The organism is Pseudogemmobacter sp. TB195, assembly GCF_058313095.1.
This window is the reverse complement of the sequence record NZ_JBZEGG010000025.1, coordinates 84,280-94,204: the sequence shown is the minus strand read 5'-3', so window position 1 is coordinate 94,204 and position 9,925 is coordinate 84,280. Positions and strand designations below refer to the sequence as shown.

Annotated in this window: 10 protein-coding genes and 1 pseudogene; 3 read left to right on the top strand and 8 right to left on the bottom strand. The window is 62.1% G+C overall.

What is annotated here, in order from left to right:
• Positions 1–202: 202 nt before the first annotated feature.
• A pseudogene (locus AC4FS3_RS22065) lies at positions 203–346 on the bottom strand (IS3 family transposase); the annotation flags it as partial.
• 159 nt (positions 347–505) lie between these two features.
• Between AC4FS3_RS22065 and AC4FS3_RS22060 the strand changes: the two are divergent.
• From AC4FS3_RS22060 to AC4FS3_RS22050, 3 genes are read left to right on the top strand one after another with little or no spacing between them, the layout of a single operon-like run.
• Complete coding sequence (locus tag AC4FS3_RS22060) at positions 506–1,384, top strand: dimethylarginine dimethylaminohydrolase family protein (RefSeq protein WP_491022329.1); 879 nt, start codon at positions 506–508, stop codon at positions 1,382–1,384.
• Positions 1,381–2,046: a TetR family transcriptional regulator C-terminal domain-containing protein gene (locus AC4FS3_RS22055; RefSeq protein ID WP_491022328.1), complete on the top strand. Its 666-nt coding sequence runs from the start codon at positions 1,381–1,383 to the stop codon at positions 2,044–2,046. Before AC4FS3_RS22060 ends, AC4FS3_RS22055 begins: the two co-directional genes overlap by 4 nt.
• Positions 2,036–3,706, top strand: coding sequence for a M20/M25/M40 family metallo-hydrolase (locus tag AC4FS3_RS22050; protein ID WP_491022327.1), 1,671 nt, complete (start codon positions 2,036–2,038; stop codon positions 3,704–3,706). The genes AC4FS3_RS22055 and AC4FS3_RS22050 overlap by 11 nt, the downstream gene beginning before the upstream one ends.
• Before the next feature lie 144 nt (positions 3,707–3,850).
• Here the strand turns inward: AC4FS3_RS22050 and AC4FS3_RS22045 are convergent, their stop codons facing one another.
• The 7 genes from AC4FS3_RS22045 to ocd form a co-directional block, all read right to left on the bottom strand.
• Positions 3,851–4,618, bottom strand: a complete 768-nt coding sequence (locus AC4FS3_RS22045; RefSeq protein WP_092903193.1) for an ABC transporter ATP-binding protein — start codon at positions 4,616–4,618, stop codon at positions 3,851–3,853.
• Between the two features lie 45 nt (positions 4,619–4,663).
• A complete protein-coding gene (locus AC4FS3_RS22040; RefSeq protein WP_491022326.1) occupies positions 4,664–5,353 on the bottom strand; it encodes an ABC transporter permease in 690 nt (229 codons plus the stop codon).
• The gene (locus AC4FS3_RS22035; protein WP_491022325.1) at positions 5,353–6,063 is read right to left on the bottom strand and encodes an ABC transporter permease; all 711 of its coding nucleotides are present in this window, start codon (positions 6,061–6,063) and stop codon (positions 5,353–5,355) included. The genes AC4FS3_RS22040 and AC4FS3_RS22035 overlap by 1 nt, the downstream gene beginning before the upstream one ends.
• Positions 6,064–6,128: 65 nt before the next feature.
• Entirely contained in the window at positions 6,129–6,911 is a 783-nt protein-coding gene (locus AC4FS3_RS22030) for a transporter substrate-binding domain-containing protein (RefSeq protein WP_491022324.1), read from the bottom strand.
• A 41-nt stretch (positions 6,912–6,952) separates the two neighbouring features.
• Positions 6,953–7,753: a dimethylarginine dimethylaminohydrolase family protein gene (locus AC4FS3_RS22025; RefSeq protein ID WP_491022323.1), complete on the bottom strand. Its 801-nt coding sequence runs from the start codon at positions 7,751–7,753 to the stop codon at positions 6,953–6,955.
• A gap of 110 nt (positions 7,754–7,863) precedes the next feature.
• Positions 7,864–8,796 carry a citrulline utilization hydrolase CtlX gene (gene ctlX / locus AC4FS3_RS22020; RefSeq protein WP_491022322.1) on the bottom strand — a complete coding sequence of 311 codons (933 nt, stop codon included), beginning with the start codon at positions 8,794–8,796 and terminating at the stop codon, positions 7,864–7,866.
• Positions 8,793–9,869 carry an ornithine cyclodeaminase gene (gene ocd / locus AC4FS3_RS22015; protein WP_491022321.1) on the bottom strand — a complete coding sequence of 359 codons (1,077 nt, stop codon included), beginning with the start codon at positions 9,867–9,869 and terminating at the stop codon, positions 8,793–8,795. Before ocd ends, ctlX begins: the two co-directional genes overlap by 4 nt.
• Between the last annotated feature and the right edge of the window lie 56 nt (positions 9,870–9,925).

The window sequence follows — 9,925 nt, the reverse complement described above, 5'->3', positions numbered from 1 at the left end:
GAGACCTTCGTGCAAATGGACCACAGGCCGACAATGCACTAACATTCAAACCGGACCACTCAGTGGGGGCATTCCAACGTTATATTGTGCAAATTCGCTCATAAGTTGAGCATATCTGCACAGCTCAGGCAGCGTCCTTTGATACCTGCGAGCACCCGGCAGGCGACAGCATCCCGTTCCTCACATGCCTGCGCTTCAGATTCGCGAATTTGCGCTTCGAGGCACAGAGCGAATGCTGTCTCACCCCGGGTCGTTCCGAAACCTCACTGACCGGGTAGCCCCGCCCGGTGATCTGGGCGACCGTATCGCCCCTGACCCCGTCGGGGAAATAGCATGTGCCCGTCATGGTCCCCTTGCCTCAGAACCAGCAAAGAGAGCGTCGATGAAGCATGGCGCAAATTCACTCCTCTGCGGCGCGTGGCGAGGGCCTTGACGGCGTTGCCCTTCCGATCTTATTGATCGCCTGACCAATAAGATATCGTGACGCGCGACAAGAGAGAGACCCATGGCACAATACGGTTCACAGGAAATGTCGGCGCCTTTGCTGAAGGTGATGATGCGCCGCCCGGGGGCGAGCCTTATCAAGGCCGATCCCGCTGACTGGAACTATGTGACCCCCTTCGACAGCACCAAAGCCATCGCGCAATATCAGGGCTTTGCCGATCTGATCGTGAAGGCCGGGGCCGAGATCATCTGGCTTGAGGATCAGGACGACGGCCTTGCCGATGCGATGTTCACACATGACCCTTCGCTGATGACCGACAAGGGCGCGATCATCCTCAATATGGGCAAGCTGCGCCGCCGGGATGAACCCGCTCTGCACGAGGCCGTCTATCAGCAGCATCAGATTCCGGTTGCAGGCCGGATCACCGGCGAGGCAACCGTCGAGGCCGGTGACTGTATCTGGCTTGACCCAAAAACGCTGCTCGTCGGGCGCGGCATCCGCACCAATCAGCAGGGCATCGACCAACTGACGGCAATCCTTGCCCCCGATGGCATCAGCGTCATCGCCTTTGACCTGCCGCTCTGGGATGGTGAGGCCGCCTGCCTGCATCTCCTGTCGGTGCTGAGCCCGCTGGCGGATGACCTGGTGCTGGCCTTCCTGCCGCTGCTGCCGGTCGCGCTTTACAGGCTCTTGAAACTGCGCGGCATCCGCATTGTCGAGGCGCCGAAGGATGAATTCCTCGCCAGCAACGGCCTCAGCCTCAATGTGCTGCCGACCCGCCCGTCTGAGCTGATCATGCTCAGCGGTTTCCCGAAAACCACGGCCGCACTTGAAGCCGCCGGCTGCACGGTGGAAACCTTCGAGGGCGACGCGCTTTGCATCGCCTGCGAGGGCGGGCCGACCTGCCTCACCCGTCCGGTGCACCGGCAAGCGGCATGACAAAGGCCCCGGCCTGGCGGCGGATCCCCGAGGCGCAACGCCGGGGCGATCTGGTCGAGGCGGCGCTGGACGTGATTGCGCAATCGGGGCTGCAGGGCGCAACCTTCCGCGAGATCGCGAAACAGGCCGGGGTTGCCCCCGGTCTGATCGCACATCACTTTGAAAGCAAAGAGATCCTCTTGCAGGAGGCGTATCGCAGGGTGGTCTCTGTCCTGACCTTCACCGATGAGGAAGATGCAGGATCGGCGGCGGAAAACCTGCGCCGTTTCATCGTGGCCAATCTGACCGAGCCGGTTTCGAACAACCGAAATCTGGCGCTCTGGTCGGCTTTTATCAGCCAGGTGAGCCATGACCCGACGCTGGCCGGGATCCATTGCGAGGGCTATCTGGCCTTTCGCAACAAGCTGCAGCGCCTGATCGTGGCTTTCCTTGCCGCGCGCGGCAAAGAGATCGATGAGGCCCGCGCCCATCGGCTTGCCGTTGCGATCAGTGCACTGATGGACGGGCTCTGGCTGGAAGGCCGGCTTGCAGGCGGGCTTTTTGAAGAAAATGAACTGGTGACGGTGGCCCTGTCATCGGTTGAGGCCCTGACGGGCGAGAGTTTTGCGCCGCCCGGAGAGGGTGAGAATGACATGCCGGCGAGGATGAGCGATGGTGAATGAAGAACAACCCGGCAGCGGCCAGACCGGGCGCGCGGTTCAGGGTAAAAACGCGGCGCGCTGCCTGGATCATGCCCTGCGTCTTGTGGAATGGGCGAGCGAGACCGGCTCCCCGGGCGAGGCAGCGTTCGGCGAGAAAGCCGCCGCCCTTTTGCGGGGGCTGCCCTGTTTCGCGGATCATCCTGAACGGGTGCGCCTGATTGCCAGCCATGGCGAGCCAGAACGGCAGATCGTGGTCGGGCTTGTGCGCGGGACCGGGCGGCGCACCCTGGTGCTTGCGGGCCATTATGATGTGGTTTCCGCCTCGAATTACCGTGATCTGGCGGATCTCGCCTTCTCGCCCGAACCGTTGCTGGCCGCGCTGCGCCAGGATCTGGCCAGCCGCCCGCTTTCCCCCGCCGAGGAAAAGGCGCGGGTCGATTTCGAAAGCGGTGATTTCCTGCCAGGACGCGGCCTTCTCGATATGAAAAGCGGCATAGCAGCCGGGATCACCACGCTGGAGAATTTCGCAGCCTCGGGCGCGGCAGAGGGCAATCTGCTGCTTGTCATGACGCCGGATGAAGAGGCCAGTTCGCAGGGGATGCGGGCCTTCCGCGACATCCTGCCCGAGCTCGCGCGCGAATGGGATCTTGAGATTGCAGGTGGTATCAATCTTGATGCGACCAGCGATCAGGGCGACGGCGCCGGGGGCCGGGCGATCTATAAAGGCACGATCGGCAAGCTCCTGCCGTTTGCGATGGTCGTGGGCAAGCCCTCCCATGCGAGCTACCCGTTCGACGGGGCCAGCGCGCATCTGATTGCGGCCCATCTGATGACTGCGATGGAGACCAACCCAGATCTTTGCGACCGGGGCGGCGCTGAGGTCTCGCCGCCTCCGATCTGTCTTGACGGGGGTGACTTCCGCGCGGGCTATGATGTGACCACGCCGGAACAGGTCTGGCTGGCCTTCAACTGGCTGTCGCACAGCCGCAGCCCCTCGGCGCTGATGGCGCAGTTCCACAGCCTTGCGGAAAGCGCGCTTGCGGCGGCGATGGCGGCTTTCGCGCGCAACCGGCAGGCCTTTACCGGCGAAGTGGCGGAGCCCGAGCCCTCGCGCGTTCTGACAATCGCAGAGCTGATGGGCCTTGTTGCCGCGCGTGAAGGTCAGGCCGCGCTGGAAGAGATCCTTGCGACGCCGCCCGCCCACGACAATCCGCTGGCGCTCAGCCGTGCGCTTTGCACGCGGCTGGTGTCGCATGCGGGGCTGAACGGGCCGGCGATTGTGCTGGGCTTTGGCAGCCTGCATTACCCGCACAGCCATCTCGATCCCGACCGGGCCGAAGATGCGGCGCTGATGGGGGCGATTGAGACCGCAAGGCAGGAGATCCTTGCCGCGACCGGCGTGCAGATCTGCTGGCGAGACACCTTTGTCGGCATCTCGGACATGAGCTTTCTGGGCAATGTCCCGCCACCCGAAGACGCAAGGATCGTCGCGGAAAACACGCCCGCCCGGCGCTATATCGACCATGTGCCGGATAATGCGCTGCGCTTTCCGGTAGTCAATATCGGCCCCTGGGGGCGCGAATATCACCAACGGCTGGAACGGGTGCACGCCCCCTATGCCTTTGAAACACTGCCGGATTTTCTGACGGCAATCGTTGCGCGCTTCTTCGCGCAGGGATAATGGCGCGAAGGGAGGCGCCACACGGGCGGCGAGATCGTCATGAAAACGCCCGCTTACCATCGCGACAAGTGCCGCCGCGATGGTGGCCTGGTGCCCGCGGCCTGCGGTGTCAGAGATTTCCCCTGTTCTCTTGCTCAGGGGGCCTCATGCAACCATGCGGAGGAACTGGCGCAGCCGGTCCGATTTCGGATTGCTCATCATGTCGGAGGGCGCGCCGCGCTCTTCGACCAGGCCCTGATGCAGGAAGACCACCTCGGAAGAGATATCCCGCGCCAGCGCCATTTCATGGGTGACAAGGATCATGGTGCGGCCCTCGGCAGCAAGCCCTTTGATCACCTGGAGCACTTCCTGCACCAGTTCCGGGTCAAGCGCCGAGGTCGGCTCGTCAAAGAGCATGACCTCGGGATTCATCGCCAGCGCGCGCGCGATGGCTACGCGCTGCTGCTGCCCGCCGGAAAGGCGCGAGGGATAGCTGTCTTTCTTTTCGCGGATACCGACCTTTTCAAGCAGTTGCTCGGCCTCGGCCACGGCCTGATCGCGCGACAGGCCCAACAGGTGGCGCGGCCCTTCGATGATGTTTTCCAGTACTGTCATATGCGCCCAGAGATTGAAGTTCTGGAACACCATGCCAAGGCGCTGGCGGACCAGTTCCAGCTGCCTGCGGTCGGCGCGCGGCATCCTGCCCTTGACGGGCCGGGCGCGGATCACCTCATTGCCGACGATAATTTCGCCGCTGTCCGGGGTTTCGAGATAATTGATACAGCGCAAAAGCGTGCTTTTCCCGGACCCGCTTTGCCCGATCAGCGAGATGACATCACCGCGCCTTGCCTCGAGGCTGACACCTTTGAGGACTTCGAGCGGGCCGAAACTCTTGCGGATATCCCTGACCGCAAGCGCGATATCATTGGCCATCTTGTTTAATCCTTTCCGCAGCGCGCGGTTTGGCCCATCGCCCGGTCATCGGGCGCGATAGCTGGTTGCTTTGCGCTCAAGCAGTGTCGTGAGCTGCGTGAGGATGAGAACGACGACGAAATAGATGATCGCGGCTGCGATCAGCGGCTCGAGGATCATCATGGTTTCGCGCTGCAGCGCGCGGGCAGTGCCAAGCACTTCCATGATCGTGACCGTCGAGGCGAGCGAAGTCGCCTTCAGGAGGATGATCACATCGCTGGCCAGAACCGGCAGCGCCGCATGGAAGGCCTGCGGCAGCGTGATGCGGCGGAAGATGCGCCCCGGGCTCATGCCGATGGCACGGGCGGCCTCGATCTGGCCTTTGGGCACCGCAAGAATGGCACCGCGCAGCACTTCGGCATTGTAGCAGGCCTGGCTGATGGTCAGCACAAGGATCGCATACCAGATCGCATTGCGCAGATAGGGCCAGAGCCAGGAATGGCGCACCCAGGTTCCGGGCAGCAGTTCGCCCAGCCCGTAATAGACCAGATAAAGCTGCACGAGGAGCGGCGTGCCCCGCATCACAAGACCCAGCGTGAACGAGGGCCAGACAAGGATCCGGTAGCCCGAAATCCGGGCAAGTGCCAGGATGATGCCGAAGAACAGGCCGAGCGTGCCCGCAACCGCCGTCAGCATCAGCGTAAGCGGCAGCGCCTTGATCAGGGGCGGCAGAAACTGAAGAATATCGCTGATCATCAGAAGCCCCTTCCCACGCGCTTTTCGATGCGATGGATGATCGCCATGGAAACCAGCGAGATGAGGAGGAAGGCAGCGGCGACCACGCTGTAGAAGAGCCCGTATTCCTTGGTCACCCCGGCGGCGCGATAAGCGGTAAAGAGCAGCTCGTTGAAGGTGCCAAGCACGGCCACGACCGCGCTTTCCTTGGTGATGGCAAGCCAGAGATTGCCCAGGCCCGGCACCGAATGGCGCAGCATCTGCGGCAGCACGATGCGGCGAAACAGCAGCGCGCGCGGCATGCCGATGGCCTCGGCCGCCTCGGTCTGGCCCTTTGGCACCGCGAGGATGCCGGCGCGCATCACCTCGGTCATGAAGGCGCCATTGACGAAGGCCAGTGCGACGACCGCAGCCCAGAACCCGCTGAATTCAAACCTGTCACTGACCAGCCCAAGGCTCTTCAGCAGCTTTTCAGCCCCGCCGACCAGCGAGAAATAGACGATCAGGATGACCAGAAGCTCGGGCAGAGAGCGCACAATTGTCGTATAAGTATTGGCAATGCCGCGCAGAATGCGGCGCGCGGAGAGTTTGCTCAGGGCCGCCAGAAGTCCGATCGTAAGCGACAGCGCATAGGCAATCACCGATACGACGATCGTCATCATGAAGCCATGCAGAAGCTGGTCGCCCCAGCCGGCATCACCCCAGCCGAGCAATTCCCATTTTGAGTCCATCGACCTGTATTCGCCTTTGCAGAAAAATGGGGCAGCGCCGTCCGGCCCTGCCCCGTAAGATTGGCTTACTCACGACCCCATTTGGTCAGGATCTCTTTCGCGGTGCCGGCCTCGAGGAGTTTTTCAAGGGCGGTATTCACCTTGTCGAGGGTCTCGGCATCGCCCTTGCGCACGGCATAGGCCACACCTTCGCCAAGGACAATATTGTTGGGCAGGCGCATCTTGGTTTCATAGTCCGCGCCATCGGCAGAGGTCAGGAAGTCTTTGCCGTAATCGCTGTCCACAACGATGTAATCGACGCGGCCCGCCATGAGATCCGAAATCGCATTATCGGCATTATTGTAGTTCTGGGTGCCATTGCCGGGCAGGTAAGCCGCGATGTAATTCGCCTGAATCGTTGCGGCCTGAACGCCGAAGATGACGCCATCAAGACCTTCCGCCGACAGCACCTCGCCCTCGCCATTCGGATCCTTGACCAGTGAAAGCGGGCGGCTGTCTGCTTTGGCGCCGATGACATCGGTCTGGGCGTAGACATAGGGCGTGCTGAAATCGACAACTTCGCGACGCTTGTCGGTGACCGAGAACGCGCCAACGATGAAGTCGAACTTTTTCTCCTGGAGGGCGGGGATCAGCGCTTCCCAGGTCATCTGGCGGATTTCGCAGCCTTCCGGGATATCGGCGCAAAGCAGATTGGTCAGCTCGGCCTCGATACCGACCCAGGTGCCCGAGGAATCGAACGAGGTCATCGGCATATAGGGCTCGGGGCTGACGCCAAGGCGCAGCGGTTCGGCATGGGCGGCGGTCGAAACCGCCGCGAGGACTGCCATGGAGAGGAGGGTCTTTTTCATCATCGTTCCCTGTCAGGAGTTGGGGGTGGTTTGTCTTTTAATTATTTTTTGGGATCAAACCAGCGCAGAGACATACAGGACAGCCCCGCATCCACTTTGCCGATCTGGGTCGTGTCGATGGCGACGACAGTCAGACCCTCGGCGGTCAGCAGGTCGATGGTGCGCGGGAATGTCTTGCCCACCAGCACCACGTCATTGACGCGCAGCGCATTGGCGGCGGCTTCTTCGCCCTCTGGCACGATCAGGGTGCGCAGTCCCGCAAAGACCCCCGAGGCCGCCAGCCGGCCGGTCGAAAGCACCAGGTCATCGCCAACGAGCGAGCAGTCGGTCTTGAAATGCAGCACGCCTTCGGGCGTGGCGACGATGGAGGATTTGAGACCAAGCTGCGTCAGACAATCCTGCAGCGCCTCGGCCCCCTTGCGGTCGGTCCTGGCCGAGAGGCCGATCATCACCTGGTCCGGTGTGGTCAGGATATCGCCGCCATCGGCATAGCCACCCTCGGCCAGTTCCAGCACGGTCGCGAATTTCTCGCGCAGGACCGGCGCGATATGCTGGGCCTCGCGCATCCGGGTCTCGGCGCCCGGGCGCAGGATCACCGCGCCTTCGGAAAACACCAGCGCAGGGTCTTCGACGAAAACGGAATCCGGGAATTCTTCCAGCGCGGGCAGAAGCGTGACCTCGCAGCCGGCATCGGTCAGCGCCGCGATATAGGCCTCATGTTCCGCCTTCACGCCCTCATAGGTCGGGTTGCCGGTATCCACCGCCCGCAGGCCATTCACAATCGAGCGCGACGGCGCGCGCAGAATGACCGAGTTGAAACGGTAAACGGGGGTCGTGGTCATGGAAGTCACCTGAAGATGGGGCCGGGATAAGGGCCGAAAGGAAGTCCCGCAGCGGGGGGTGCAGTTTCTGCCCGGCGGCCATAGTGCCGCCGGGCAGTTTCGGTTGTGACCTACCTGGTTCGGCGGGTAAGATGAAGCCCCGCGATGGTGCAGCGCACCGATCCCCCGGCCCGTTCAATCGTTGGAATATCCAGCGCGACAATCGGGGTCGAGGTTTCGATCAGATCGATCTGCTGCTGCGAGAGGCTTTCGCGGGCGGTGGTGGACATCACAAGGATTCGCCCGGATTCTCCGCTCAACTCCAGCGCATTGCCTGCAAAACGGGCAATCTGCTCTTCGCTGATGTCGATCACCTCGCGTCCGGTATCGCGCAGACGGTTCGCAATCTCGTCGCGCCGCGCTTCGTCCGTGATCAGTGACAGGCCGACAAGCGCGTAATCGGTCGCGATGCACATCAGCACATTGGTGTGGTAGATCGCCACGCCATGCCGGTCCGCCGCGGCGAATACCATCGGCTCAAAGTTGAAATGCGTGCAGAACCGTTCCAGCGCGATGGGATTGGTGCGCTCGGACTGGACGGCATAGGCCACCCGGTCGATATGGTCGAGAACCATGGCTCCGGTGCCTTCCAGAAACAGCCCGTCAGGTTCCAGCCCGGAATAGTCGATCACATCCTGAACGCGGTATTCGGCTTTCAGCATCTCGATGATATCGGCCCTGCGTTCACGCCGGCGGCTGGGGGCCTTCATCGGATAGATCGCCAGATGGCCGCCGGCATGGGTCGAGAACCAGTTGTTCGGAAAGACGGAATCCGGGGTGTCCTGGCCCTCATCCTCAAACAGATGCACCCGGACACCATGGCCCCGCAGGGTCTCGACCGCGCGGGTGATTTCCTGATGCGCCAGACCGGAGAGATCGACCGCCGCCTCTTCCATTTTCTGGAACACATTGTCCGAGGCGGTTTCTGTATTCACCGTGAAACGATGCGGCCGGATCATCACCACATCGGAAGGCGCCTGGACCGAGGTGCGGATCGCCTTCATTTTGCGGCACCCTGCGCAGCGGTCCCGGCGATACGCCCCATCATGCCATAGAGATCTCGGGTGTCATCGGGATCGGCCAGCAGGTCCAGATCCTCTTTAAAGTCAGTATCCCGGATCCTGTCGCGGATATAGCGGACAGCGCTGAAATCTTCGATAGCGAAGCCCACGCTGTCAAAAAGCGTGATCTGGCGGTCAGACACCCGGCCCGGGCGCTCGCCGTTCAGTACCTGCCAGAGCTCGGTCACCGGGAAATCTTCGGGCATCTGCTGGATCTCGCCCTCGATCCGGGTCTGGGGCGGAAACTCGACGAACACATCCGAACGGGTGAGGATCGCGGCGGCCAGTTCGGTCTTGCCGGGACAATCGCCGCCGATCGCGTTGATATGCACCCCGTCACCAACCAGGTTATCGGTGAGGATCGTGGCATTTTGCTTGTCAGCCGTGCAGGTGGTGATGATCTGCGCGCCAAGGACAACCTCTTCGACGCTTTTGCATTCGGTGATCCTGAGGCCGGTCGCCGCAAGATTGCGCGCGGTCTTGGCGGTGGCCGCAGGGTCGATATCGTAAAGCCTCACCTCTTCGATCCCGCAAATGGTCTGCATGGCGATGGCCTGGAATTCGGCCTGGGCGCCATTGCCGATCAGCGCCAGCACGCGCGCGTCTTTCGGCGCCAGCAGCCGCGCCACCATGGCTGAAGTCGCCGCCGTGCGCAGCGCGGTCAGAAGCGTCATCTCGGTCAGAAGGAGCGGATAGCCGGTCTCGACATCCGAGAGCACGCCGAAGGCCACAACGGTTTGCAGGTTGCGCTGCAGATTGACCGGGTGGCCGTTCACATATTTGAAGACATAATTCACATGATCCGAGGTCGGCATCAGTTCGATCACGCCGCCTTCGGAATGCGACGCGACGCGCGGCGCTTTTTCAAAGCTCTGCCAGCGTCGGAAATCCTGTTCGATATAATCGACAAGCTCTGTCAGCAGGCGCGGCAGGCCGATGCTGGTGATCAGGCGCGCCATGTTCTCAACGCTGACAAAGGGCACAAGCGCCCGACCGGACGGGACTGTTTTTTGCATCTTTTTCTCCTTGGTCGAGGCGGGCTCAGGACCGTGAGCAAAAGTGTCCGACAGAG